Here is a 24185-nt window from a genome sequence, read left to right on the forward strand (position 1 = left end):
TGTCCCTCACGCATGCAGCAGGTCGCGCAGGCTATCGGCCTGTTCCATCCTCGCGCCGCTGCGCAGATGAATCTGCACCGCGCGGCCGGCGATGCCGTCGATCGGTTGCGCGAACCATAACTCGACCGCGAGACCTGGTCCTCGCTCGCGCCGGTCGCGACGCGCCTGTCGCAGCTCATACCGGCTTCGGCCCGTTGTCGCCGAACTCATCGACCCTCGCGGCCTCATTCACCGTGGCCGCGCCAACGGCCGCGACCGTCGCCATCGAAGGCGTCGCCGCTACGCCGGCGACAGCATCGGCCGCGGCGCGCGGCATCGGCAGACGGCCACGCCAGGCCGCGCGCGCCAGCATCAGCAGATGGTAGTAAAGCCGCGCGCTAAAGCCGTAGTTGTAGGCGAACAGATGCGCGCGCGCGATGCGCCAGCCCGCGCGCGCCTCGCCGTTTCTCGCGTGAATCGACACCGCGATCGGTACGAGCCGCCGCAGCGCCTGCCGCCGCGACGGTTCGAGCGGCACCGGCAGACGCAGCGACTTCACGAACGCATAGGCGCTCAACGTTGCGGCCATGCTCGTGCCGCGCGTGCTGTGCGAGACCGACGTCGCGGTCTTCCGATACACCGACACATAGTCGTGCAGATAAAACACCTCGCGCGCGGCCAGGCATAGCTCGGTGCCGAACACGTAGTCGCAGCAGACGCCATACCGCGCGTCGTAGCCGACCCGCTTGACGAGCCGCGCGTCGGCCATCCAGCCGTTGTTCGGAAACATCTGGATCAGGCCGGTGCGGCCCGCGAGCGGCTGGAGACCCTCGCGGGCCTCAGTGCGCCGGAACGCCTCGTTCAGGCGCGCGCTCGCGGCGAGATCGATCGCGCCGTCGTGATCCGCTTCGTATTGCGCACCGAATGCCGCATCGAGCCGCGGATAGCGCTGCCATAACGACACGAGTTTGTCGACGGCGTCGCTCGTCAGCAGATCGTCGTCGTGGATCAGCAGGATCTTGTCGCCGCGCGCCCGCTCGAACAGGCTCGACACATTGCGCGCCTGGCCAAGCGGCGGCTCGTGCTTCTCGTAGCGCACGCGCGGCTCGTCGCGGTAACGCTGCAAGATCAGTTGCCGCGAGCGCGCGTCCGTCGAATCGTCGCCAATCACGATTTCGACATGCGGATAGCTTTGCGCGAGACACGAGTCGACGCATTCGATCAGCAGGTCGGGACGATTGCAGGTGGGCACGCAGATGGACACATGGGCGACCGCCGCACGGGCGAGGGGAGAACTTGACGCGTTGGACATGATGACGCCTTTTATCGATCGCAAGCGGCAAAAACCGGCGGAAAGCGGCAGCCGGTTCGCAGGGCGCACACCTTGCTGCAAGCAGCAAAATAGTCCAAGGCGTCAAAAAAATATTCGGTAAAAATGAGGAAGAAATGTTTGCTTACAGAAAGGCGCTGGAAGGGAAAAGTGATGCGGCCCGGATGCACGACGCAGCCAGGGCCGCTCTGATATAGGGTTCTATTTTTTCAACCGACTGACGGTTCGCCCTCGCCGGACTTTTTGCCCGGACGGTCCGCCGGAGACTGCTTGTGACCTTCGTCGTGGCGCTCGGGCATCTTGCTCTTCGCGTTGTCGCTATGCACGGCGCGGTGCGGATGCGCGAAATCCTCGGTCTGGGCGCTGGCCTCGCTTTTCAATTCGTTGTCGGCCGCGCTTTTTGCTTCGCCTTGGGATTTTTCCGTCGTTTTGCTCATCGCTGCTCTCCTGGAGGGAAGACAAGCCTCCGGCAGCAAGACGCGGACCCGGGCGGGAGCCAAACAGACGTTCCGCGCTCAGGCAACCGCGTGGCGCGGCCTGCCGCCCGTCAGCGACATGATGAAGTCGAGAAACACGCGCACCTTGGCCGGCGGATGGTGCCGCGACGGATACAGCGCATACAGCGGGTACACCTCGTCGCCCCAATCCGGAAAGAGCTCGATCAGCTTGCCGCTCGCAAGCAGCGACTCCGCGCCGAGCGCGAGAATCTGCGCGATGCCCTGGCCCGCGATGCATACGCTATGCAGCGTGCCGACGTCGTTGACGGTCAGCCGCCCCTGCGGCGTCAGCGCGAGCTGCTTGCGGCCGCGATGGAATTCCCAGCTGAACGGATAACCGGTGAGCGGATCGCGAAACTTGATGCAGATATGCCGGCCGTCTTCGAGCTCGCCCGGATTCACCGGCTTGCCATGCTTTTTCAGATACGACGGCGCCGCGACGGTCAGGATGCGCGTATCGAGCAGCTTGCGGGCGACGAGCGTCGAAACCGGCGGGTCGCCGAAGCGGATCGCGACATCGAAGCCGTCCCCGACCATGTCGCCCAACTGGTCGCGCGTGACGAGTTCGAGCTGCAGGTCCGGATGTTTGTCGATGAAGCCGCCGAGGCGCGGCCCGAGCACGAGCCGCGAAAAGAACGGGTCCATGTTGACGCGCAGACGCCCCCGCACCGCGGTCGCGCCCTGCGCGGCGGAGGCGGCCGCTTCCTCGAGTCCGCCGAGCAGCGGCACGATCTGCTCGTAGAAACGCCGGCCTTCGTCGGTCAGCGTGACCGAGCGCGTGGTGCGGTCGAACAGACGAATGCCGAGGCGTGCTTCGAGCCGGGCGACCGAGCGGCTTACGCCCGATTGCGACATGTCGAGCGCTTCACCGGCGGCCGCGAAACTGCCGCAATCGACGATCGCAGTCAGGACGCCCATGCCGTTCAGCACGCGCTCATCGAATGGCATCGGGGCTCCCTGCCTGGTAGCCATGGATGCCCGACATGCTAACGCGAAGACCATTCGAATGCATGCGCCGGCACACGATGAAACGCGTCGCGTCTCAACGCCCCGCGCTCGGCGCAGCCTGGCCGCGAATCACGCGCGTGCCCGAGGGGTCGTCGAGGTGGCGGAAGATCCACGCGGACACGAGCGTGATCGCGCCGACGCACACGAATGCGAGCCGGAAGCCGAGCGCCGCCGACCATTGCGCCGCGAACAGATTGACGAGCCCGCCGCCGATCGACACGCCAAGCCCGATCGCAAGCATCTGCACCATCGAGAACAGGCTATTGCCCATGCCGGCGTCTTCGTGCGACAGGTCCTTCAGCGTGACACTGTTCATCGCCGCGAACTGCATCGAGTTGGCCGCGCCGAACACCGCGAGGATCGCGATTTCGATCACGAGCGGTGTGCCGAGCGAAATCAGCGAGAACGCGACGATCGCCAAGCCGACGATGATCGTGTTGACGAGCAGGAACGTGTCGTAGCCGTAGCGGCGCACGAGCGGCGCGATCCAGCGTTTCGCGAGCGTGCCGGCGAGTGCCGCGGGCAGCATCATCAGACCCGAGTGCAGCGGCGAGTAGCCGAGCTGCAATTGCAGCAGCAGCGGCACGAGGAACGGCACCGCGCTCGAACCGACCCGGCATACGAGGTTGCCGATCAGGCCGACGCTGAAGTTCGGCTCGCCGAACAGCGACAGCTTGAACAGCGGATCGCGGCGGTTTCTGGCGTACGGAATGTAGGCGAGCGCGCTGGCGACGGCCAACGCGAACAGCCCCGCCGACCACGCCGCGCGATGCGAGGGGACCGGCGCGTCGATCGCGAGCGAAAACGCGATCATGCACGACGACAGCAGGGCGCAGCCGATCACATCGAACGGCGGCGCCTGCGCCTCGTCATGCGACGGCAGAAAGCGGTGCACCGCGTACAGACCGAGCGCGCCGATCGGCACGTTGATCAGAAAGATCCAGTGCCACGTGATCGCCTGCACGAACCAGCCGCCGAGCGTTGGCCCGGCGATCGGGCCGAGCTGCCCCGCGATCGATATGAACGCGAGCGCCGACACGTATTGCTCGCCCGACACGCTGCGCAGCACCGCGAGGCGTCCGATCGGCAGCAGCATCGAGCCGCCGAGGCCTTGCAGCACGCGCGCCATCACGAGCTGGCCGAGCGTGTGCGCGCTCGAGCAGCAGATCGAGCCGAGCACGAACACGAGAATGGCGGCGAAATAGACGCGGCGGGTGCCGAAGCGGTCGGCAAGCCAGCCGGAGGCGGGCGTCAGCATCGCCATCGTCAGCGTGTAGGCGACGACGACCGGTTGCATCGCGAGCGGCGCGACGCGCAGGCTGTTCGCGATCGACGGCAGCGCGGTGTTGACGATCGTCGTGTCGAGCGACTGCATGAAGAAGCCGGCGGCGACGATCCATAGTAGGGCGGTTTGAGAGGAATCCTTGGTCATGTTTTCGACAGCGGGCGCGGCGGCGGCAAAGCGCCGCCAGAGCGGGGCCAGGCGGAATTCCGTCATCTTATTGACATCCTCGTCAATCGGGAACCCCACTAAGCCCGCTGACTGTTATCGACAATGCCGATAAGCAGCGCGACAATCACGCATGCTCAATCCAATCTGGCTCAAGACCTTCTCGACCGTCGCGGCTTGCCATAGCTTCACCGAAGCGGGGCGGCGGCTCGACCTGACGCAGTCGAGCGTCAGCGAACATATCCGGCGCCTCGAACAGAGCGTGGGCCGGCGCCTGTTCGTGCGCGACACCCATTCGCTCGCGATGACACCCGACGGCGAAGCGATGCTCGCGCATGCGAGCGTGATCCTGCAGGCGCTGTCGCGCGCGGAATCGCAGTTTCGCGCGCCGCGTCTGAAGGGGCGCGTGCGGCTCGGCTCGTCGGACGACATCGCGCTCGGCCCGCTCCCCACCGTGCTCGCGGCGTTTCGCAACGCGCATCCCGACGTCGAACTGGAAATCACGATCGGCATGACGGGCAGGCTCTACGAGTTGCTCGACGCGGGCGCGATCGATCTGCTGGTCGGCAAGCGCCGGCTCGGTGACCGGCGCGGCGTGCCGCTTTTCACCGGGCGCCTCGAATGGCTCGCGCGGACCGGCACGCTCGTCGATCTGAGTCAGCCGCTGCCGCTGATTCTGGTCGCCGAGCCGAGCGTGACGCGCGCGGTCGTGCTCGATGCGCTCGCCGAAGCCGGCGCGAGCTGGCAGATCGTCTGCACGAGCAGCAGTCATTCCGGCTGTATCGCGGCCGCGCGCGGCGGACTCGGCATCACCGTGCGGCCGCAGTATCTGGCCGCGCGCGGCCTCGCGCCGCCGTTGAATGCGGCCGGACTGCCGACGCTGCCGTCGGTGGAATTCATCGCGCTGGCGGCGAAGCGCTTGAGTCGCCCGGCGGGCACGCTGTTGCAGTTGCTGCATGACAGCGACCTGCGCGGGTCGTGGATCGGGGAGTGAGGCGGGCAGTGCGTCGCCTCATGCTGCCGTCATGCCGCCGCTCAGGCCGGCATCTTCCGGAACGAGATCGCGAAGCGGTTCCATGCATTGATCGCCGAGACGAGCAGCGTCAGGTCGACCAGTTCCTCGTCGCTGAAATGCGGCCGCACCGCCTGCCATACCGCGTCGGGCACATGATCGTGCGACACCAGCGTGAGCGCTTCGGTCCACTCGAGCGCCGCGCGTTCGCGGTCCGTGAAGAACGGCGTTTCGCGCCACACGACGACGGTCGCGAGACGCCGCTCGGTTTCGCCGCCCTTGCGCGCGTCCGCCGTATGCATATCGACGCAATACGCGCAGCCGTTGATCTGCGACGCGCGCAGCCGCACCAGTTCGGTCAGCGATTTTTCGAGCGACGATTTGCCGATGCGCTCTTCGACGCCGAGCAGCGATTTGATCGCGGCGGGATTGGCTTTGTAGAAGTCGAGACGTTGTTCCATGATGGGCTCCTGGGCGGGTTTGACGATGCGATGCATCGGACAGGTGTTAGCTTAGTCCGTCGTTTGGATCATAAGAATGGCCGATTCCAGGTATTTTCAGGTAGCCACTTTCGGGCGTTGAGCGGGCACGCCTAGCACCCTTACCGTCGACGATGGCATCGTTGCCGCGTGCGGGCCGATTCGGTATGGTGGGTCATCGACGCTTCCATTGCGCCTTTCACCGTGATCCGGAGACCTGCCCCATGACCGTTGCCACCGATCCGTCCGCTGTGCCCGCCTCGCCGATCCGCACCGATGTCCTGATCGTCGGCGCCGGTCCCGTGGCTCTGTTCGCGGCATTCGAGGCCGGCGTGATCGGCCTCACCTGTCAGATCGTCGACATACTCGGACGGGTCGGCGGCCAATGCATCGAGCTGTATCCCGACAAGCCGATCTACGATATCCCCGCGATTCCGTCGTGCACCGCGCGCGAACTGGTCGAGCGACTGGTCGCGCAGTGCAAGCCGTTCGATGTGCCGATTCATCTGGAACAGCGCGTCGACACGCTCGAGCAGCGCGACGACGGACGCTGGACCGTGCGCACGCAGCGCGGCCTCGTGTTCGACGTCGCGGCGATCCTGCTCGCCGCCGGCAACGGCGCGTTCGTCCCGCAAAAGCTCACGCTCCCCGAGGCCGTGCCGCTGGAAAGGCGCTACGTGCACTACAGCGTGCCGCGCCTCGCCGATTTCGCCGACAAAAACGTGGTCGTCGCGGGCGGTGGCGATTCGGCGCTCGACTGGGCGCTGGCACTACGCAAGGTCGCGCGGCGCGTGACCCTCGTGCATCGGCGCGCCGGCTTCAGCGCGGCCGATTCGAGCGTTGAGCTGATGCGGCGCGCGGTCGACGCTGGCGAGATGGACTTCGTCGTCGGCGGGATCGCGGCGCTCGATGTGGAAGACGGCGCGCTGCGTTCGCTCACGCTGCGGCAGGTCAACGGCGAGACACAGCTCGAAGCCGAACATCTGATCGCGCTGTATGGACTCGTCGCCGATCTCGGACCGATCGCGCAATGGGGACTGACGATTCATGGCGGGCGCGTCGACGTTGATACTTCGAACTACGAAAGCTCGCGGCCGGGCATTTTCGCCGTCGGCGACATCGCAAACTATCCGAACAAGCAGAAGCTGATCCTGTCGGGCTTTCACGAGGCGTCGCTCGCGCTGCGCAAGGCGTACGCGTACGCGTATCCCGACAGGAAACGCGTGCATGTCCATTCGAGTTACGACGCGAAGCTCGCGGAAAAGATCGGCGCGGCGGCTTGACGGGCGCGCCAGCGCAGCAGCAGTTTCGACTCGCGACGCGTGCCGATTTGCAGCGATGTCGCGCCGGGCCGGCCGTTGGTATCACGCGACGGTCGGCCCGCTGTTATCTGCTCGGGTTCCTCGCGGCAGGCAGTATTTTCCAGCGGGTCGACTCGCGGCGGCCGCGGCCCTAGCCTCATGGTGGCCGATCGCGCAGCCCGCCGCGTCGTGAATACCTTTTTCAATTGACACGCCTGTTTTTGCCAACGAAGGGCAAAACGGAAAGCCGAAACCGCAGCGCGGCGACGTTTTCCGTCATGACCCGCTAGCTGTCGCGGGGCTCGCCGTTATAAGCCTGGCGCCTTATCAGCCGGCGCGCGAGCGCCCTTGGCGACGCATCCCGGCCCCTCCGTGGACCGCGCAACCGCTTGCGCGACGGCTTCGCCGCCGGCCAGGCGCGAGGTTTGCTCAAGACGAAAATTCCAATGACGTGTCCGCCATGACCCAGCTCGATGCTTCTTCTTCCCGCGACTACGGCGGGCCCGCTCCCGTGCAGGCCGAGGCCGCGCCGTCAGCGCCCGTCGGCGTCGATTATTTGTCGCTCGTGCAGGCGATTTCGGACTACGCGATCTTTCTGCTCGATGCGAAAGGCAACATCGTCAGCTGGAATGTCGGCGCGCAGAAGCTGAAGGGCTATGCGCAGAGCGAGATCGTCGGCCAGCATTTCTCGCGCTTCTATACCGAGGAAGCCGTTGCGCGCGGCTGGCCGACCTACGAGCTGGAACAGGCGGCGCTGACCGGCCGTTTCGAAGATGAAGGCTGGCGCGTGCGCAAGGACGGCACGACGTTCTGGGCGAACGTCGTGATCACCGCGATACGCAACGAGAAGGGCGAGGTCACGGGCTTCGCGAAGATCACGCGCGACCTGACCGCGCAGCGCGAATACCTCGAAGCGCTGCGCCAGAGCGAGGAGCGCTTCCGTCTGCTCGTCGATAGCGTGAAGGACTACGCGATTTTCATGCTCGATCCGCAAGGCTTCGTCGTCAGCTGGAATTCGGGCGCCGCGCGCATCAAGGGCTATACGCACGACGAAATCGTCGGCCGGCACTTCTCGCAGTTCTATGTGCCCGAGGAGGCCGCGGCCGGCAAGCCCGCGCGCGAGCTCGCGATCGCGCGCCAGATCGGCACCGTCGAAGACGAAGGCTGGCGCATGCGCAAGGACGGTTCGACGTTCTGGGCCAACGTGATCATCACGGCCGTCTATGACGAATCGCGACGCTTGCGCGGCTTTGCAAAGGTCACGCGCGATTTGACCGAGCGGCGCCGGCGCGAGGAGCTGGAGCGCTCCGGGGAGCGCATGCGCGAATTTCTGGCGACGCTCGCGCACGAACTGCGCAATCCGCTCGCACCGGTGCGCAACGCGATCGGCACGATGCAGATGGAAACCGATCTGAGCCCGGTGGTCGCGCGGGCGCGCGATCTGATCGATCGCCAGGTCACGCACCTGACGCGACTCGTCGACGATCTGCTCGATATCGGCCGCATCATGTCCGACAAGGTCGAACTGCGTATTGCGCGCGTCGATCTCGCCGAGCTCGTCACGCGCGCGATCGAAGCGGCGCGGCCGTTCACCGACTCGCGCGAGCAGCGCGTGGTCGCGCATGTACCCGACGCTCCCGTGATGATTCGCGGCGACATGACGAGGCTCGTGCAGGTCCTGCAAAACCTGCTGCACAACGCGTCGAAGTTTTCGCCGAACGGCAGCGCGATCGAGCTGCAGGGACGTGTCGACTTTCGCATGGCGGTGCTCGAAGTGCGCGACCCCGGCTGCGGCATTCCGGTGCGCTCGCTCGACAAGATCTTCGAACTGTTCGCGCAGGAGAAGGAAGGGCAAAGTTTCGGCGAGGGCGGCCTTGGGATCGGCCTGACGCTGTGCAAGTCGCTCGTCGAAATGCATGGTGGCAGCATCGTCGCGAGCAGCGAAGGACTGGGACTCGGCAGCACGTTCACGCTGAGTCTGCCGCTCGCCTCCGCGCAGTCTGACACCGCGGAGAGCGGCACGATCAATGCCTCGCCCCACGTGCAGCCGCTGCGCATTCTCCTCGTCGACGACAATCGCGATTCGGCCGACAGCCTCGCGATGCTGCTCGAACTGAAGGGCCACGAGGTGCGTATCGCCTACGAGGGCGAGCAGGCGCTGCAGATCTCGCCACGCTTCTCGCCGCATCTCGCGCTGATCGACCTCGCGATGCCGAAGATGGATGGCTATGCGACGCTCGCGGCAATGCGCGCGCTGCCCGAGATGTCGCGCACGATGTACGCGGCGATGACGGGTTTCGGCCATGCGAGCGATCTCGATCGAACTCGCAACGCGGGTTTCCATGCACACCTCGTGAAGCCGGTCGAGATGGTGGTCCTCGACGCGTTGCTCGCGAAGGCGGATGGACGTCTGAGCGGAAGCGGCGGGACGTAGCCGCTTTTTCGCTGCGCGGCTGCCTCGCCGGCCGGGGCACGGTGTTTGCTGCGACTCTGCATACGTTCCGGTCCGCCGCTCGGCGGGCCGCGGATCTAACCGGTGCAGGGAGGCACGATGCTCGACACGCGCGACCACGCGGCCAGCTTCAAGGCCCAGTCACGGCAGGTCTCAAATCAGCACGGTGGCCGCGCACTACGCGCGAGCGCCCGCGCGCCGCAGCCCGGCAAGCCTGCCATCTCGCTCGACGATTTTCTGCGCGACGCGCGTTTCGATGCGAACGATCCCGCTGCCCTCGGAGCACTGCTCGCTGATCTGATCGAGCGCGGCTACGATCGCGCGCCAACCTTGCCATGGCCGGGGCATGGGGAGACGCTGGTGCGCTGGCGCGCGCTGGCCGCCGTCGCCGCATGCGACCTCGGCCTCGTCAAACTGTTTGAAGGCCATACCGATGCGCTCGCGATTCTCGCCGAGCTCAATGGTCCGCTGCCGCCCGCGGCAAGCCGCTGGGGCGTGTGGGCCGCCGAAGCGCCGCACGCGCGGGTGCGCGCCATCGACGAAGGAATCCAGACCGTTGCCGGCGAGGGAGCGCAGGTGCGCCTGTCCGGCACCAAAGCCTGGTGCTCCGGCGCGCAGGTGCTCACCCATGCGCTCGTGACCGTATGGCGCGACGACGAGCCCGTGCTTGCGGCGCTCGCGCTGGACCAGAGTTCGATCTCGATCGATACATCGAAATGGCAGGCCGTCGGCATGCAGGCGACCGCGAGCGCGGATGTCACGTTCAAAGACACCGTGGCGACGCTCGTCGGCGCGCCGCATGCGTATCTGCGCCGCGCGGGCTTCTGGCATGGCGGCGCCGGTATCGCCGCGTGCTGGTACGGCGCGGCCGCGCAAATCGCGCGCACGCTGCGCGACGCGTGCGCCCGGCACGCGGACGCGCATCGGCTCGCTCATCTCGGTGCGACCGATGTCGCCTTGCAGTCGGCCGCCGCGCTGCTGCGCGAAACCGCCGCGTGGATCGATGCGCAGCCGTCGGCCGATGCAGCGACGCGCGTGTTGCGCGCGCGTCTGGCCGTCGAGCAGGCCGCGAGCGCCGTGATCGAGCACGCGACACGCGCGCTCGGCGCGGGCCCGTTGTGCCGCGACGCGCGCTTCGCGCGGGCGCTTGCCGACCTGCCGGTGTTTCTGCGGCAGAGCCACGCGGAACGCGACCTCGCAGCGCTCGGCGAACGGCTCGTCGAGGCCGCTGACACGACTGCCGTGCCGGCATCGCATCAGGCGTCTTCGCAAACACTCGCGCCGTGGACGCTATGACTTTTTTTCCCCCTGCCTTCAGAGGATCGCTGAGATGAGCTCGACGGCGCCGTACTTCGATGAACTCTACCGACGCAGCGACGATCCGTGGCGTTTGCGCGAAAGCTGGTACGAACGCCGCAAGCGTTCGCTGACGCTCGCGCTGCTGCCGCGGGCGCGCTATCGCAACGCGTTCGAGCCGGGCTGCGCGAACGGCGAGTTGACGGCCGGGCTCGCGACGCGCTGCGACGCGCTGCTCGCCGCCGATCTGCACGCGCGCGCCGTCGAGCTTGCGTGTGAACGCGTGGCGGGCGCATCGAACGTGCGGGTCGAGCAGCGCAGGGTGCCGCGCGACTGGCCGACGGAGCACGGGCCGTTCGATCTGATCGTGATCAGCGAGTTCGCGTACTACCTCGACGCGGCCGAGCTCGAAACGCTGGCCGCGCGCATCGGCGGGTCGCTGACGGCGGACGGCACGCTGCTCGCCTGTCATTGGCGCCGGCCGTTCGCCGAAGCGCGCGAATCTGCCGACCATGCGCACGCGCTATTCGATGCGCGCTGCGGTCTCGCGCGTCTCGCGCATCACGACGAAGCCGACTTGCTGATCGACGTGTGGTCGCGCGACGCACGTTCGGTCGCGCAGCGCGAGGGGCTTCTATGATCGGCGTGATCGTTCCGGCGCATAACGAAGAGGCGTTGCTCGCACGGTGCCTCGCGGCCTTGCTCGAAGCGTCGCGACACGAAGCGCTCGCTGGCGAGGCGGTGCGGATCGTCGTCGCGCTCGACGCGTGCAGCGATTTCAGCGGGGCGATCGCGCGCGCTTACGGCGTGCAGACGCTGACGCTGAAGGCACGCAACGTCGGCGTCGCGCGGGCGCTCGGCGCGTCGCTGCTGCTCGCGCACGGTGCGCGCTGGCTGGCGTTTACCGATGCCGACAGCCGCGTGTCGCCCGGTTGGCTGGCCGCGCAACTGGCGCTGGGCGCCGATGCGGTGTGCGGCTCGATCGCCGTCGACGACTGGAGCGCGCATCCGCACAGCGTGCGCGAATATTTTCGCAAGACGTATGTCGACGCCGACGGACATCGTCATGTGCACGGCGCGAATCTCGGCGTTTCCGCGGACGCCTATCGGCGCGCAGGCGGCTTTCCGCCGCTCAAGTGCAGCGAGGACGCCGCGCTCGTCGATCGCCTGATCGCGACTGGCGCGCGCATCGCGTGGAGCGCCGCGCCGCGCGTGACCACGAGCGCGCGCACCGTGGCCCGCGTGCGCGGCGGTTTCGGCGATACGCTCATCTCATGGGCGACGGACGGCGCGCTGGCCTGAGCGACGGCGACGCGTCGCGGGCTCGTCTCGCTTGCAACTATCCGGACACCAGAACATTCGCACGGCAATCCGCCGCGGGGAGGACGAACATGATGGACGCGTTTTTCGTTCTATTCGGCCAAGGCAGCGAGCTCGATCCGTTGCAGATGGGTATGCGCTCGATCGCCGTGTTCGTGATCGCGCTCGCGCTGATCCGTGTATCGGGGCGCCGTTCATTCGGGCAGCGCTCGCCGTTCGATTCGGTCGTCGTGATTCTGCTCGGCGCGACGCTGAGCCGCGCGATCGTCGGTGCGTCGCCGTTTATCGCGACCGTGGTCGCGTCGTTCGCGATCGTCGTGTGTCACCGGGTGCTCGCGTGGGCGTTCATACGCTCGCGCCGCTTCGAGCTGCTGGTGGGCGGCGCCGAGCGCGAGGTGTTCAGCGACGGCAAGTTCCACGCGAACGAAATGCACGCGGCGCTCGTCACGCGCACCGACATCGAGGAAAGCGTGCGGCAGAAAACCGGCTCGCGCTCGATGGACGACGTGGCCGCCGCGATTCTGGAACGCAATGGCGACGTGAGCGTGATTCGCAAGCGCGCGTGAGCGCCCGAACCCGTGAAGAGCGGGGCGCTCGCGCGGGGACACGGCAGCCGGCTCAGCCGCGCCCGCCTCGCGAAATCTCCGCGCCCGCGCCGCGCGGCAGGCGCAGCGTGACCGGAATCGACGCGAACGAGCATAGCCCGACCACGAGAAACGCGGGCCAGAAATCCGACCAGGTGATGCTCGGATGCCCATGCAGCGCGCGCGAAATCTGCAGCACGATGCCGCCGACCGTCACGCCGAGGCCGAGCGACATCTGCTGCACGACGCTGCCGAGGCTCGTCGCGCGGCCGACGTCGCGGCTCGCGATCTCCGCGTAGGTCAGCGAGTTGAGGCTCGTGAACTGCAACGCGGGGAAGAAGCCGCCGAGCAACACGACGACCCAGATGATCCACGTCGGCGTGTGCGGGAAAAACAGCCCGCACGCGGCGATCGAAATGCCCGATAGCGCGGCGTTGAACACGAGCACCTGGCGAAAGCCGAAGCGGCGCAGCACCGTGGAGGCGATCGTGCGCATGAACATGCCGCCGAACGCGGACGCGCAGGTGATCAGCCCCGATTGGAACGCGCTCATGCCGTGACCTTCCTGCAGCAGCAGCGGCAGCAGGAACGGCAACGCGCCGAGACCGATGCGAAATAGCGAGCCGCCGAGCACGCTCGCCTGGAAAGTCGGCACCTTGAAAAAACGCAAATCCAGAAGCGGCAGTGCGACGCGTTGCGCATACGCGACGTAGATCGCGAGCAGCATCGCGCCGAGCGCGCACATGCCGAACGCGTCCGTATTCGAAATCAGTTCGCCGCCGACCAGCGACAAGCCGAGCAACAACAGAACCGCGCCCGCCGCCGACAGCAGGAAGCCGATCCAGTCGAGCGGGCCGGGGTCGGGCTCGCGCGTATTGGCGATATAGCGATTGGTCAGATAGATGCCGAGAATGCCGATCGGCACGTTGATGAAGAAGATCAGCCGCCAGTGCAGATACGTGGTGATGAAGCCGCCGAGCAGCGGACCGGCGGCGGGGCCGAGCATGGCGGGCACGCTCAGGTAATTCATCGCGCGGATGAAGTCGGCTTTCTCCACCACGCGAAAGATGATGATGCGCCCGACGGGCACCATCATCGCGCCGCCGACGCCCTGGATGAAACGCGCAACCGTGAAAGTGGCAAGCGAGTTCGACGCGGCGCACAACAGCGAACCCGTCACGAAGACGCCGATCGCGGTGCGGAATACCGTGCGCGCGCCGAACTTGTCGGCGAGCCAGCCGCATACCGGGATGAACACGCCGAGCCCGAGCACGTAGCTTGTCACCGCGATCTTCAGCGTGACCGGATCGCGCCCGAAATCGCGCGCCATGGCCGGCAGCGCGGTGACGATCACGTTGGCGTCGACGCTTTCCATGAACATCGCGCACGCGACGATAAGAGGCGCAATCAGAGCTTTCTGAGTCTGGGCGACGGTCATATCGGCGAGCCTGCGGCGAAGCGTCGCAGGCAAAGGGGTCATTATTGCACCTGTACGGTGCGGATTGTTAATACCTGCATGACCGATGCGGCCCCTTTACGAATTTTCCGTATCCGGTACGCGACGTTGGCATTCGCGACGTCGCCAAAAAATATTGTTTTGTTGCGCTGCGGCACGAGATCGCTATAATCGGGTTATTCCGTAGGTACAAACCCTGATCAGGAGCCGCCATGAATACCGCATCGAATGTCGTCCGTTCCACCCCCGCTGCCAACACGTTCTTCGGCAAGCTGCGCGCGCTGGCGCTGCATGCGCTGAACCTGCATCTGCAGAACTGCGCAGTGATCGCCGAAGCGTACCGTCGTCCGAACTAAGCGCGAGTTTCCCGCGCGGGCCCCGCAAGCCCCAGCTGTCGTGTCAATGCCCGCTCGAGTAGCGGGCATTGTGCATTCTGGCCCCGTCAAGCGGAGCACGTTCAGCGAGTCGTCTCCCCAGTCCCACCAGATAGACGCCCGCCGTCAGCCAATTCCGGGCTGCCATCGCCGTTTCCCTTCCTGATATCGTGCTTCCGCTCCTGATTACGGCACGCCCAGCCGTGATCTTGATGCCGCGGTTGCGCCGGCCCGATGCCTCGCATCAGAGGAAGCATTACAATCGCGCGCTTTTGACGCGCGACGCGCAAGTGAAATGACAGCAAAATTGCTAATGCTGTCAACCTTTTGCACGTTTTGCCGTTATCACTTTGTAATCGCCGCCACAGGCGATACCGCGCGTGACGACCCGTCGCCGCGACCGCTCCTCGCAAGGCCCGCATTGACCATGTTCCACCGACTTCAACACAGCTTCGAGCGCCTCCCCGCGCTGCTCGGCCGTGCATCGAAAGCGCTTGGCAGCCGGGGCCTTCTGTCGCCCGTGCTCGCGCTCGTCATTTGCGGGTTGCTGCTGGTCGTGCTGCAGCATCTGTCCGAGGCAGTGAATTACCGTTCGGTGATCCGCGAACTGCGCCAGTTGTCGGCGCGCGAGTGGATCGGTGCGCTCGGCGCGACCGCGCTCAGCTACGTCGCGTTGGTCGGGCGCGACGCGGTCGGCCTGCGCTATCTCGGCGCGAGCGTGCCGCGCGCGGCGCTGTGGGTCGGCGCGACGGCCGGTTCGGCGCTCGGCAATGCGACCGGTTTCGGCGCGCTGACGGGCGGAGCGGTGCGCGCGCGCGTGTACGGCGTCGCGAACATCACGCCCGCGCAGATCGGCCGCATGACGGTGTTTACGAGCGTGTCGCTCGCGCTCGCCCTCGTCTTGATGACCGCGCTGGGCATGGTCTGCATGGCGGGCCAGCTCGCGCCGATGCTGCATCTGTCGCCAGTCGCGCTGCGCTGGAGCGGCGCTGCGTTGCTGCTCGCGCTGGCGCTCGTTGCGGCCGCGTGTCGTCGGCAAACCCGGCCGATCCGCACGCGCTGGCAGTGGCTCTCGTTCGATATTCCCGCGCGCCGCGATCTGCTCGCGCAGGTTGCGCTGGCGGTGCTCGACGTGGTCGCCGCGGGCCTAGCGTTGTGGGCATTGCTGCCGCATGCGAACGTGAGCTTCGTCGGCTTCATCACCGTCTACGCGGCCGCGATGCTGCTCGGCCTGATTGGCCATACGCCAGGCGGCGTCGGCGTGTTCGAAGCGGCGATGGTGTTCACGCTGAGCGGCAGCGTGCCGATGCATCAGATGGTCGCCGCGCTGCTCGCGTATCGCGCGATCTATTTCGGCGTGCCGCTGATCGCCTCCGCGGCGCTGCTCGCGGGCTTCGAGGGGCGCGCGCTGAAGAATCGTCTGTCGATGTTGCAGGCGCAGCGCGTGTCGGAACTCGCGCCGCTGTTTCTGAGCCTCGTCACGTTCGTGGTCGGCGGCATGCTGGTCATTTCGAGCGCGACGCCGGCGTTCTGGCAGCGCATTCATATGCTGCGCGACCTGGTGCCGCTGTGGGTGCTCGAAAGCTCGCAGATGCTATGCAGCGTGCTCGGCGTGCTGCTGCTGTTCGTCGCGCGCGGCCTGCTGCGGCGGCTCGATGCGGCATGGTGGATGACGCTCGCGCTCGCGTTGCTGAGCCTCGCGCTGTCGCTGACCAAGGGTCTCGCGTTCGTCGAAGCCGGTGTGCTCGGCATGCTGATCGTGCTGTTGCTCGCGACGCGCAAGCGCTTCAACCGTCATTCGTCGCTGTTCGCGGAGCGTTTCACGGCCGGCTGGCTCGTGTCGGTCGCGATGGTGCTGATGCTCGCGACGTGGGTCATGCTGTTCGCTTTCCGTGACGTGCCGTACACGGGCGATCTGTGGTGGCAATTCGCGTTCGACGAGCGCGCGCCGCGCGCGCTGCGCGCGACGCTCGCCGCGAGCGTATTCGCCGCGACCTTCTCGTTCTGGCAATTGCTGCGTCCGGCGCCGGGCCGCTTCGTGAAGCCGGCGCCCGGAGATCTGCACGACGCCGCGCGCATCGTGCGCGCGCAGGAACGCAGCGACGCCGGTCTCGCGTTGATGGGCGACAAGAGCTTCCTGTTTTCGGAGTCGCGCGAAGCGTTCCTGATGTACGCGAAATACGGCCGCACGTGGGCCGCGTTGCACGATCCGGTGGGGCCGCGCGAAGAGTGGGCGGGTCTCATCAGCAAGTTCGTCGCGCTCGCGCATGCACATGGCGGCCGCGCCGCGTTCTACCAGGTGCGCGCGAATGCGCTGCCGCTGTATCTCGACGCTGGCCTCACGCTGATGAAGCTCGGCGAGGAAGCGCACGTCGTGCTCGACGACTTCGATCTGAAGGGCTCGCATCGCGCGCATCTGCGCTATGCGCTCAAGCGCGGCGAGCGCGACGGCTTTAGCGTCGAAGTGATCGATCAGGCCCATGTGCCGGCCTCGCTCGAAACGCTGCGCGGCATTTCCGACGGTTGGCTCGACAGCCGCGACGCGCGCGAGAAGAGCTTCTCGGTCGCGGCTTTCCATGACGAATACCTGGCCGCGCAGTCGGTGATGCTGGTGCGCCAGACCGGCGAGCCGGTCGCATTCGTGACCTTCATGACGACCGATATGAATACCGAGGCGACCGTCGGCGTGATGCGTCACGTCGAAAGCGCGTCGCCGTATGCGATGGAATATCTGTTCACGCAGCTCGCGCTGCATCTGAAACAGGCGGGCTTCCGCTCGCTCAGTCTCGGCATTGCGCCGCTCTCCGGCGTGCAGCCGACGCCGCTCGCGTCGCGCTGGCATCGGCTGGCCGGCATCGTGTGGCGCTTCGGCGGCCGCTTCTACAACTTCCGCGGACTGCGTGCTTTCAAGAGCAAGTTCCAGCCGCGCTGGGAGCCGCGTTATCTCGCGGCATCCGGTTCGGGCGTGTTCTTCACGCTCGCGGACCTGTCGCTGCTGGCAGGAGGCCGGCGTTCATGACATTGCATCCGTTGTTCCGGCTCGCCGTTGCGGCGAGCGTTCTGAGTTGCGGCGCGCTCGCGCACGCGGCCACCACCACCGTGCCCGGCGGCCGCTATGGCGACGTGCGCGTGACGCAGGCCGAGGGGCCGCTGCGCGGCTTCGTCGTGCTGTATTCGCAGGCAAGCGGCTGGAGCGCAGCCGATCAGCAGAGCGCCGATGCGCTCGCGAAAGCGGGCGCGATGACGGTCGGCGTCGATACCGCGCACTACGCGGCCAACCTTGCCGCGAAAAAGGAAACCTGTCATCAGTTGGTGGGCGATGCCGAGGCGCTCAGCCATCAGCTCGAACGGCAGTCGCAGTCGAGCCGCTACTTCGCGCCGATCGTCGCGGGTACGGGGCAGGGCGCGACGCTCGCGATGCACGTGCTCGAGCAGGCGCCGTCCAATACGATCGCGGGCGCGGTGTCGGTCGACGCCGATCACACGCTCGACGCGCGCTTCGAACCGTGTCCGCCCGACCCGACCGTGATTCGCGACAAGGTGCCGGGCTTCGTCGAAAAGGCGAGCACGGGCAATGCCGATCGCGCGCGTCTCGTTGCATTGCTGACGCCGCATCTGCAGCCGGTCTCGATCAGCGCCGACGACGTGTCCGACCTGCCGCTGATCGAATTGCCGGCCGCGCATCCGAACGGCTTGATGGCGATCGTGATTTCCGGCGACGGCGGCTGGCGCGATCTCGACAAGACGATCGCGCAGGCACTGCAGAAAGATGGCGTGTCGGTGGTCGGCTGGGACAGCCTGCGTTATTTCTGGAGCGAGAAGCCGCCCGCGCAAACGAGCCGCGATCTCGCGCGGGTGATGCAAACCTATGGCGAGCGCTGGCACGCGCAGCATATCGCGCTGATCGGCTATTCGTTCGGCGCCGACGTGATGCCGTTCGCGTATAACCGTCTGCCGCAGGCGCAGCGCGATAAGGTGTCGCTGATTTCGCTGCTCGGCTTCGCGCCCGACGCCGATTTCCAGGTCCGCGTCGGCGGCTGGCTCGGCATGCCCGCGAGCGACAAGGCGCTGAACGTGCGCCCCGAGTTGACGCATGTGCCGCCGTCGATCGTTCAATGCTTCTATGGCGAGAGCGAGGCCGACACGCTGTGTCCGGCGCTCGACAAGACCGGCGTCGAAGTCATCCGTACGACCGGCGATCATCACTTTGGCCGCGATTACAACGCGCTCGAGCAACGCATTCTCGCGGCGTTCAAAAAGCAGAGCGGCGTGCGCGATTGATGTCGGTGTTGGTCGTCTCAGCGGGGCGCGCTTGCCGGTGCGCCCCGTTTTTCTTGTGTGGCACTGCCGCACTGCGCGGAGATTGACAAAGCTTGCCGAGTCGACGAAGATCGCCGACATGAACTGCCTCGACATCCGTATTGCGCTGATTATTAGCATCATTCATCGAATGGTGGGTTAGCGCGCGTCGACTTGCAGTCACACATAACCCGCCAAACGAGGCGGGTTTTTTTATGTCCGCTTTCAGGTTCATTCTCTGCCTGCCTCCTGGCGAACATGCCGCGATTGCTATCGTTCGATGTCGATCGCCGTTGATGCGTGGTTGCATCGAATGTTGCCACCCAGGAGCTTGCCGTGCTGTTAAACGAACTCGAACAGGCCGCCGCAGCGGCCGGGCGCGTCGCGCCGTCTCACGACTACCTGAAAAAGACCCTGACCGCGCGCGTCTACGACGTGGCGCGCGAGACCGAACTCGAACGCGCGCCGAACCTGTCGGCGCGGCTGCGCAACCCGGTCTATCTGAAGCGCGAGGACAACCAGCCGGTGTTCTCGTTCAAGCTGCGCGGCGCATACAACAAGATGGCGCATATTCCGGCCGAGGCGCTCAGTCGCGGCGTGATCACCGCGTCGGCGGGCAATCATGCGCAGGGCGTGGCGTTATCGGCGGCACGCATGGGCGTGAAGGCGATCATCGTCGTGCCGGTGACGACGCCGCAGCTCAAGGTCGACGCGATCCGCACGCACGGCGGGCCGACTGTCGAGATCGTGCAGTTCGGTGAGTCGTATAGCGACGCCTATGGTCACGCGGTCAAGCTGCAGGAAGAGCACGGCCTGACCTTCGTGCATCCGTTCGACGATCCGTACGTGATCGCCGGTCAGGGCACCGTCGCGATGGAAATCCTCAGCCAGCACCAGGGCCCGATTCACGCGATCTTCGTGCCGATCGGCGGCGGCGGTCTTGCGGCCGGTGTCGCCGCATACGTGAAATCGGTGCGCCCCGAGATCAAGGTGATCGGCGTGCAGACCGACGATTCGTGCGCGATGGCCGCGTCGTTGCAGGCGGGCGAGCGCGTGACGCTGAACGAAGTGGGGCTGTTCTCCGACGGCACCGCGGTGAAGCTCGTCGGCGAAGAGACCTTCCGTCTGTGCCGCGAATATCTCGACGAAGTGCTGCTCGTGAACACCGATGCGCTGTGCGCCGCGATCAAGGACGTGTTCCAGGACACGCGCAGCGTGCTCGAACCGGCGGGCTCGCTCGCGGTGGCCGGCGCCAAGCAGTATGCCGAGCGGGAAGGCATCGAGAACCAGACGCTGATCGCGATCACGTCGGGCGCGAACATGAACTTCGACCGCATGCGCTTCGTCGCCGAACGCGCGGAAGTGGGCGAAGCGCGCGAAGCGGTCTTCGCGGTGACGATCCCCGAAGAGCGCGGCAGCTTCAGGCGTTTCTGCGAGCTGCTCGGCACGCGCAGTGTCACTGAGTTCAACTACCGGATCGCCGACGCGAACTCGGCGCATATTTTCGTCGGCGTGCAGATCCGCAATCGCAGCGAATCGGCGCAGATCGCCGGCGCCTTCGAAGCGCACGGCTTCGCCACCGTCGATCTGACCTTCGACGAACTGTCGAAGCAGCACATCCGCTACATGGTCGGCGGCCGCTCGCCGCTCGCGCGCGACGAACGACTGTTTCGCTTCGAGTTCCCGGAACGTCCGGGCGCGCTGATGAAATTCCTGTCGTCGATGGCGCCGAACTGGAACATCAGCCTGTTCCACTACCGCAACCAGGGCGCGGACTACAGCTCGATTCTGGTCGGCATTCAGGTGCCCGGGAGCGACCACGCGGCGTTCGAGCGCTTCATCGAAACGCTCGGCTATCCGTGCTGGGAAGAGACGAAAAATCCCGTCTACCGACTATTTCTTGGCGAGTTGAAGCTCGTTTAGCGGATCGGGGTTTACCTGAGGGCACGCCATGCCGCAGCACGAGCCGCGGGTCAATCCAAATCGCCGGAAAACCCCACCAGACTTGCGTTTTCGGCCGAAACAGCCGCGCGGCGCTGGCTCCCGCCTTACACCTTCTATCGCGCAACGCGATACGGCCTATCCGCCATATCGCATTGCGGGATAGGCGTCGCGATCGTCACACTGAGCGCAAATTTCATCACCGCATTCAGGAGACATACATGCGCACCCAAGTTGGCATCATCGGTGCAGGGCCCGCTGGCCTGCTTCTTTCCCATCTGCTTCATTTGCGCGGTATCGACTCGGTCGTGCTCGAAACGCGCACGCGCGATCAGATCGAATCGACGATTCGCGCCGGCGTCCTCGAGCAGGGCACGATGGACCTGCTGACGCAAACCGGTCTCGGCGAACGCATGAAAGCCGAAGGCGCGCTGCATCACGGTTTCGAACTCGCGTTCGAAGGCAAGCGTCGCCGCATCGATCTGACCGGCCTCACCGGTCATGCGATCACGGTTTATGCCCAGCACGAAGTAATCAAGGATCTAGTCGCGGCGCGCGTCGCCGCGGGCGCCGAACTGCGTTTCGGCGTATCGGAGACGTCGGTGCATGGCATCGATACCGATAAGCCGTCGATCCGCTATCGCCACGAAGGCGCGGAGCACGAACTGCAATGCGACTTCGTGATCGGCTGCGACGGCTCGCAAGGCGTGTCGCGCCAGGCGATCCCGCAGACGCTGCGCAAGGATTTCGAGCGCGTCTATCCGTTTGGCTGGTTCGGCATTTTGTGCGAAGGCCCGCCGTCGTCGGACGAGCTGATCTATGCGCGCCACGAGCGCGGCTTCGCATTGATCAGCACGCGCTCGCCGAACGTGCAGCGCATGTATTTCCAGTGCGATCCGAAGGACTCGGTCGACAACTGGTCTGACGATCGCATCTGGGCCGAGCTGCATGCGCGCGCCGATTCGGACGAAGGCCACAAGATCATCGACGGCAAGATCTTTCAGAAGAACATCGTCGGCATGCGCAGCTTCGTGTCGACGACGATGCAGTACGGGCGCCTCTTCCTCGCTGGCGACGCCGCGCATATCGTGCCGCCGACTGGCGCGAAGGGCATGAACCTCGCGGTCGCCGACGTGAACGTGCTCAGCAAGGCGCTCGACGCGTTCTACAAGGAAAACCGCGCCGATCTGCTCGACCGTTACAGCGAAACCGCGCTCAAACGCATCTGGCGCGCCGAGCACTTCTCGTACTGGATGACCAGCATGCTGCATCGTATCGAAGGCACTTCGGCGTTCGAGCAGCAACTGCAGGTCGCCGAGCTCGAGTACGTGACGACGTCGCGCACGGCCGCGACAGTCCTGGCGGAGAACTACGTCGGCGTCGCCGGCGCGCAGATGCAGGCGCAGCTGTAAGCGCTACTGCAAGCACCGCGCGATCATCGGGATCGCTAATTGATCGACAGATCCCGATGCGCGGCCGCCTGAAACTCCTTGGGCGTGACGCCGGTCTGCTTGCGGAAATAGCGGCTGAAATAGGCCGCATCTTCGAAACCGAGCGCATGCGCGATCTGTTTGATGCTCGAACCCGAGTAGACCAGATCGCGCTGCGCCTCGCGTATCAACTGATCGTTGACGAGCGACAGCGGCGAATGGCCAAGCTCCTCACGACAGATGCGCCCCAGTTGCGCCGCGGTCACCCCCAATTTTTCCGCATAAAAATCGATTGGCAGATGCTCGCGCACATGCGTAGCGATCAGTTCGCGTAGCCGTTTGATCTGCGCGGCGCGCCGGTCATTGACGGTCGCGCCCGCGCTCGAGGCGGCATCGGTCAGCCGGGCGACCTGCACAAAAAGTGCAATCATCAGCGACATGCCCGCGGCGATATGGCCGCGCGCGCTGCCGCGAAATTCCTGCTCCAGCAAACCGAACAAGGGCATCAACGTGCGCTCGCCGACCGAGGGCCGCACGGGAATCAGCGCGGGCCGTTGCAGCACCGGCACGAGGCCCGGCGACACCGCTTTCGAAATCGACTCAAGCGCGCGCTGCGCGGCCGTAATCACAAGCCCGTCGATCTCCGGGGAAAACACGAAACCGTGCACCGTTTGCGCTGGAATCAGGATCAGGCATGGCGCGTCGATCGTGAGCTTTTCGCTTTCGATCAGCACGTGGCCCGAACCGCTGCGGATATAGAGAATCTGCAGCAATGCATCGTGCCGGTGCGCGGCGATATGCCAGTCGTTCGGACGACTGCGCTCGACGATCCATTCGAAATTGAACGCGTCGTACCACGGCGGCCGCGCGGACTCTCCGTACAGATCGTAGTTAGGGATATTCCTCATGCGGTTTTGTCTCCAATGTTCGAATTGTCCTGCGATGCGCTGCCTTTGTCCAATTTCGTCCGGAACCGCGTGGCTATACTTTTTTCCATCGAAGACGCGGTCGAATGACGCAGTTTGGTGAAGCCGGCCAACCTAAGCTCGCCGCGATCGTGAACGTGGAGATCGGGAGGACTAAGCAAATGAATCAACGGAAAGATAAGCGCGACATACCCGCCAACGCGCGACACTGGCTCGGGCTCGAAGGCAGAGTCTGCGTCGTGAGCGGCGCGGCGGGCGGCATCGGCAGCGCGATTGCTCAGGTGTTGGGCGACGCTGGCGCACGCGTGGCGCTGCTCGATCGCGATGAGCAGAAGTGCCGTGACGTCGCGCAAGCGCTGAACGCGAGCGGTGTCGAAGCGCTGGCGCTCGCCTGCGATATCGGCGACATCGATAGCGTGCGCGGCGCGGTGTCGGAGCTCGAAGCGCGCCTCGGCGTCGCCGATGTGCTCGTGAACAACGCGGGCCTGTTGCGGCCGGGGGGCATCGAAGAGATTGGACTCGATGCATGGAATGCGATGCTGCGCGTGAATCTGACCGGCTACATGCTGTGCTCGCAGCAATTCGGTCAACGCATGCTGAAGCGCGGCGCTGGCGCAATCGTGCATGTCGCGTCGGTGGCCGCGCATCATCCGCAGACCTATAGCGGCGCTTACAGCGCGGGCAAGGCCGGTGTCACGATGCTGTCGAAGCAGATCGCGGCGGAGTGGGGACCACGCGGTATTCGCAGCAATACCGTGTGCCCGGGCATGATCCGCACGCCGCTGTCGGCGGCGTTCTACGAGCACGGCGATATCGAACGCCGGCGCAGCGCGATGACGGCGAGCCGCCGGATCGGCGAGCCGAACGATATCGCCGATGTCGTCGCGTTTCTCGCGAGCGAACGCGCGGCCTATGTGAACGGCGCCGAAGTCGTCGTCGATGGCGGCTTCGAAAGCATGCTGATGGACCTCGTGCCGCGTCCCGGCTTCGAAGCCAACCAGGCCGCGCAAGCCACCCAGGCCGACCGCCAGGTCCGCGCGTAAGGAGACCA

22 protein-coding genes are annotated in these 24185 nt (G+C 65.8%); 13 read left to right on the forward strand and 9 right to left on the reverse strand.

Features of this window, described 5'->3' with window-relative positions; genetic code table 11:
- Positions 1–6 precede the first annotated feature (6 nt).
- From HDG33_RS04240 to HDG33_RS04260, 5 genes are all read right to left on the reverse strand, one after another.
- Entirely contained in the window at positions 7–210 is a 204-nt protein-coding gene (locus HDG33_RS04240; protein WP_184022728.1) for a hypothetical protein, read from the reverse strand.
- Positions 176–1291 carry a glycosyltransferase family 2 protein gene (locus tag HDG33_RS04245; RefSeq protein ID WP_184022729.1) on the reverse strand — a complete coding sequence of 372 codons (1116 nt, stop codon included), beginning with the start codon at positions 1289–1291 and terminating at the stop codon, positions 176–178. Before HDG33_RS04245 ends, HDG33_RS04240 begins: the two co-directional genes overlap by 35 nt.
- 227 nt (positions 1292–1518) lie before the next feature.
- Positions 1519–1746, reverse strand: a complete 228-nt coding sequence (locus tag HDG33_RS04250; protein WP_184022730.1) for a hypothetical protein — start codon at positions 1744–1746, stop codon at positions 1519–1521.
- 78 nt (positions 1747–1824) lie between these two features.
- Complete coding sequence (locus HDG33_RS04255; protein ID WP_184022731.1) at positions 1825–2754, reverse strand: LysR family transcriptional regulator; 930 nt, start codon at positions 2752–2754, stop codon at positions 1825–1827.
- 94 nt (positions 2755–2848) lie between these two features.
- Positions 2849–4246, reverse strand: coding sequence for a DHA2 family efflux MFS transporter permease subunit (locus HDG33_RS04260; RefSeq protein WP_221311297.1), 1398 nt, complete (start codon positions 4244–4246; stop codon positions 2849–2851).
- Positions 4247–4397: 151 nt separating this feature from the next.
- Here HDG33_RS04260 and HDG33_RS04265 point away from each other — a divergent pair, with 151 nt between their 5' ends.
- Positions 4398–5258: a LysR family transcriptional regulator gene (locus tag HDG33_RS04265; protein ID WP_018435610.1), complete on the forward strand. Its 861-nt coding sequence runs from the start codon at positions 4398–4400 to the stop codon at positions 5256–5258.
- Between the two features lie 41 nt (positions 5259–5299).
- Here HDG33_RS04265 and HDG33_RS04270 read toward each other — a convergent pair whose 3' ends face one another.
- Positions 5300–5737, reverse strand: a complete 438-nt coding sequence (locus HDG33_RS04270) for a carboxymuconolactone decarboxylase family protein (RefSeq protein WP_184022732.1) — start codon at positions 5735–5737, stop codon at positions 5300–5302.
- A 242-nt stretch (positions 5738–5979) separates the two neighbouring features.
- Here HDG33_RS04270 and HDG33_RS04275 point away from each other — a divergent pair, with 242 nt between their 5' ends.
- The 6 genes from HDG33_RS04275 to HDG33_RS04300 all read left to right on the forward strand — a co-directional run bounded on the left by HDG33_RS04275 (position 5980) and on the right by HDG33_RS04300 (position 12690).
- Positions 5980–7038, forward strand: coding sequence for an NAD(P)/FAD-dependent oxidoreductase (locus tag HDG33_RS04275; protein WP_184022733.1), 1059 nt, complete (start codon positions 5980–5982; stop codon positions 7036–7038).
- A gap of 478 nt (positions 7039–7516) precedes the next feature.
- Positions 7517–9490 (forward strand): PAS domain S-box protein, encoded by a 1974-nt coding sequence (locus HDG33_RS04280; RefSeq protein WP_184022734.1) that lies wholly within the window; start codon positions 7517–7519, stop codon positions 9488–9490.
- Positions 9491–9607: 117 nt separating this feature from the next.
- The gene (locus HDG33_RS04285) at positions 9608–10804 is read left to right on the forward strand and encodes an acyl-CoA dehydrogenase family protein (protein ID WP_184022735.1); all 1197 of its coding nucleotides are present in this window, start codon (positions 9608–9610) and stop codon (positions 10802–10804) included.
- 34 nt (positions 10805–10838) lie between these two features.
- Positions 10839–11444 (forward strand): SAM-dependent methyltransferase, encoded by a 606-nt coding sequence (locus tag HDG33_RS04290; RefSeq protein ID WP_184022736.1) that lies wholly within the window; start codon positions 10839–10841, stop codon positions 11442–11444.
- The gene (locus HDG33_RS04295; protein ID WP_184022737.1) at positions 11441–12106 is read left to right on the forward strand and encodes a glycosyltransferase family 2 protein; all 666 of its coding nucleotides are present in this window, start codon (positions 11441–11443) and stop codon (positions 12104–12106) included. Before HDG33_RS04290 ends, HDG33_RS04295 begins: the two co-directional genes overlap by 4 nt.
- A gap of 89 nt (positions 12107–12195) precedes the next feature.
- Positions 12196–12690 (forward strand): DUF421 domain-containing protein, encoded by a 495-nt coding sequence (locus tag HDG33_RS04300; protein ID WP_184022738.1) that lies wholly within the window; start codon positions 12196–12198, stop codon positions 12688–12690.
- Between the two features lie 52 nt (positions 12691–12742).
- Here the strand turns inward: HDG33_RS04300 and HDG33_RS04305 are convergent, their stop codons facing one another.
- Positions 12743–14146, reverse strand: coding sequence for an MFS transporter (locus HDG33_RS04305; protein WP_184022841.1), 1404 nt, complete (start codon positions 14144–14146; stop codon positions 12743–12745).
- Positions 14147–14376: 230 nt separating this feature from the next.
- Between HDG33_RS04305 and HDG33_RS04310 the strand changes: the two genes are divergently transcribed.
- From HDG33_RS04310 to HDG33_RS04320, 3 genes are all read left to right on the forward strand, one after another.
- A complete protein-coding gene (locus HDG33_RS04310) occupies positions 14377–14520 on the forward strand; it encodes a hypothetical protein (protein WP_018417771.1) in 144 nt (47 codons plus the stop codon).
- A gap of 445 nt (positions 14521–14965) precedes the next feature.
- Positions 14966–17557: a bifunctional lysylphosphatidylglycerol flippase/synthetase MprF gene (mprF, locus tag HDG33_RS04315; RefSeq protein ID WP_184022739.1), complete on the forward strand. Its 2592-nt coding sequence runs from the start codon at positions 14966–14968 to the stop codon at positions 17555–17557.
- Entirely contained in the window at positions 17554–18819 is a 1266-nt protein-coding gene (locus tag HDG33_RS04320) for a virulence factor family protein (protein WP_184022740.1), read from the forward strand. Before mprF ends, HDG33_RS04320 begins: the two co-directional genes overlap by 4 nt.
- Here the strand turns inward: HDG33_RS04320 and HDG33_RS04325 are convergent.
- Complete coding sequence (locus HDG33_RS04325) at positions 18791–19072, reverse strand: hypothetical protein (RefSeq protein WP_184022741.1); 282 nt, start codon at positions 19070–19072, stop codon at positions 18791–18793. The two genes, HDG33_RS04320 and HDG33_RS04325, sit on opposite strands and share 29 nt — an antisense overlap.
- Positions 19073–19173: 101 nt before the next feature.
- Here HDG33_RS04325 and ilvA point away from each other — a divergent pair, with 101 nt between their 5' ends.
- Both ilvA and HDG33_RS04335 read left to right on the forward strand, forming a co-directional pair.
- Complete coding sequence (gene ilvA, locus HDG33_RS04330) at positions 19174–20760, forward strand: threonine ammonia-lyase, biosynthetic (RefSeq protein ID WP_184022742.1); 1587 nt, start codon at positions 19174–19176, stop codon at positions 20758–20760.
- A 239-nt stretch (positions 20761–20999) separates the two neighbouring features.
- Complete coding sequence (locus HDG33_RS04335; protein WP_184022743.1) at positions 21000–22190, forward strand: 4-hydroxybenzoate 3-monooxygenase; 1191 nt, start codon at positions 21000–21002, stop codon at positions 22188–22190.
- A 35-nt stretch (positions 22191–22225) separates the two neighbouring features.
- Here HDG33_RS04335 and HDG33_RS04340 read toward each other — a convergent pair whose 3' ends face one another.
- Positions 22226–23116, reverse strand: coding sequence for a helix-turn-helix domain-containing protein (locus HDG33_RS04340; protein ID WP_184022744.1), 891 nt, complete (start codon positions 23114–23116; stop codon positions 22226–22228).
- A 179-nt stretch (positions 23117–23295) separates the two neighbouring features.
- On the opposite strand from HDG33_RS04340, the gene HDG33_RS04345 reads away from it, so the two are divergent.
- Positions 23296–24177 (forward strand): SDR family NAD(P)-dependent oxidoreductase, encoded by an 882-nt coding sequence (locus tag HDG33_RS04345; protein WP_184022745.1) that lies wholly within the window; start codon positions 23296–23298, stop codon positions 24175–24177.
- Positions 24178–24185: the final 8 nt, after the last annotated feature.

Origin of the sequence: Paraburkholderia sp. Cpub6, from assembly GCF_014201065.1 — a bacterium.
Lineage (GTDB): Bacteria > Pseudomonadota > Gammaproteobacteria > Burkholderiales > Burkholderiaceae > Paraburkholderia > Paraburkholderia tuberum.

Coding starts and splice junctions, on each gene's coding strand:
- HDG33_RS04300 (WP_184022738.1), top strand. CDS start 12,196: ATGATGGACGCGTTTTTCGTTCTATTCGGCCAAGGCAGCGAGCTCGAT.
- HDG33_RS04295 (WP_184022737.1), top strand. CDS start 11,441: ATGATCGGCGTGATCGTTCCGGCGCATAACGAAGAGGCGTTGCTCGCA.
- HDG33_RS04245 (WP_184022729.1), bottom strand. CDS start 1,291: ATGTCCAACGCGTCAAGTTCTCCCCTCGCCCGTGCGGCGGTCGCCCAT.
- HDG33_RS04290 (WP_184022736.1), top strand. CDS start 10,839: ATGAGCTCGACGGCGCCGTACTTCGATGAACTCTACCGACGCAGCGAC.
- HDG33_RS04280 (WP_184022734.1), top strand. CDS start 7,517: ATGACCCAGCTCGATGCTTCTTCTTCCCGCGACTACGGCGGGCCCGCT.
- HDG33_RS04310 (WP_018417771.1), top strand. CDS start 14,377: ATGAATACCGCATCGAATGTCGTCCGTTCCACCCCCGCTGCCAACACG.
- HDG33_RS04265 (WP_018435610.1), top strand. CDS start 4,398: ATGCTCAATCCAATCTGGCTCAAGACCTTCTCGACCGTCGCGGCTTGC.
- HDG33_RS04345 (WP_184022745.1), top strand. CDS start 23,296: ATGAATCAACGGAAAGATAAGCGCGACATACCCGCCAACGCGCGACAC.
- HDG33_RS04270 (WP_184022732.1), bottom strand. CDS start 5,737: ATGGAACAACGTCTCGACTTCTACAAAGCCAATCCCGCCGCGATCAAA.
- HDG33_RS04325 (WP_184022741.1), bottom strand. CDS start 19,072: ATGAACCTGAAAGCGGACATAAAAAAACCCGCCTCGTTTGGCGGGTTA.
- HDG33_RS04320 (WP_184022740.1), top strand. CDS start 17,554: ATGACATTGCATCCGTTGTTCCGGCTCGCCGTTGCGGCGAGCGTTCTG.
- mprF (WP_184022739.1), top strand. CDS start 14,966: ATGTTCCACCGACTTCAACACAGCTTCGAGCGCCTCCCCGCGCTGCTC.
- HDG33_RS04260 (WP_221311297.1), bottom strand. CDS start 4,246: ATGACCAAGGATTCCTCTCAAACCGCCCTACTATGGATCGTCGCCGCC.
- HDG33_RS04340 (WP_184022744.1), bottom strand. CDS start 23,116: ATGAGGAATATCCCTAACTACGATCTGTACGGAGAGTCCGCGCGGCCG.
- HDG33_RS04255 (WP_184022731.1), bottom strand. CDS start 2,754: ATGCCATTCGATGAGCGCGTGCTGAACGGCATGGGCGTCCTGACTGCG.
- HDG33_RS04240 (WP_184022728.1), bottom strand. CDS start 210: ATGAGTTCGGCGACAACGGGCCGAAGCCGGTATGAGCTGCGACAGGCG.
- HDG33_RS04250 (WP_184022730.1), bottom strand. CDS start 1,746: ATGAGCAAAACGACGGAAAAATCCCAAGGCGAAGCAAAAAGCGCGGCC.
- HDG33_RS04305 (WP_184022841.1), bottom strand. CDS start 14,146: ATGACCGTCGCCCAGACTCAGAAAGCTCTGATTGCGCCTCTTATCGTC.
- HDG33_RS04285 (WP_184022735.1), top strand. CDS start 9,608: ATGCTCGACACGCGCGACCACGCGGCCAGCTTCAAGGCCCAGTCACGG.
- HDG33_RS04335 (WP_184022743.1), top strand. CDS start 21,000: ATGCGCACCCAAGTTGGCATCATCGGTGCAGGGCCCGCTGGCCTGCTT.
- HDG33_RS04275 (WP_184022733.1), top strand. CDS start 5,980: ATGACCGTTGCCACCGATCCGTCCGCTGTGCCCGCCTCGCCGATCCGC.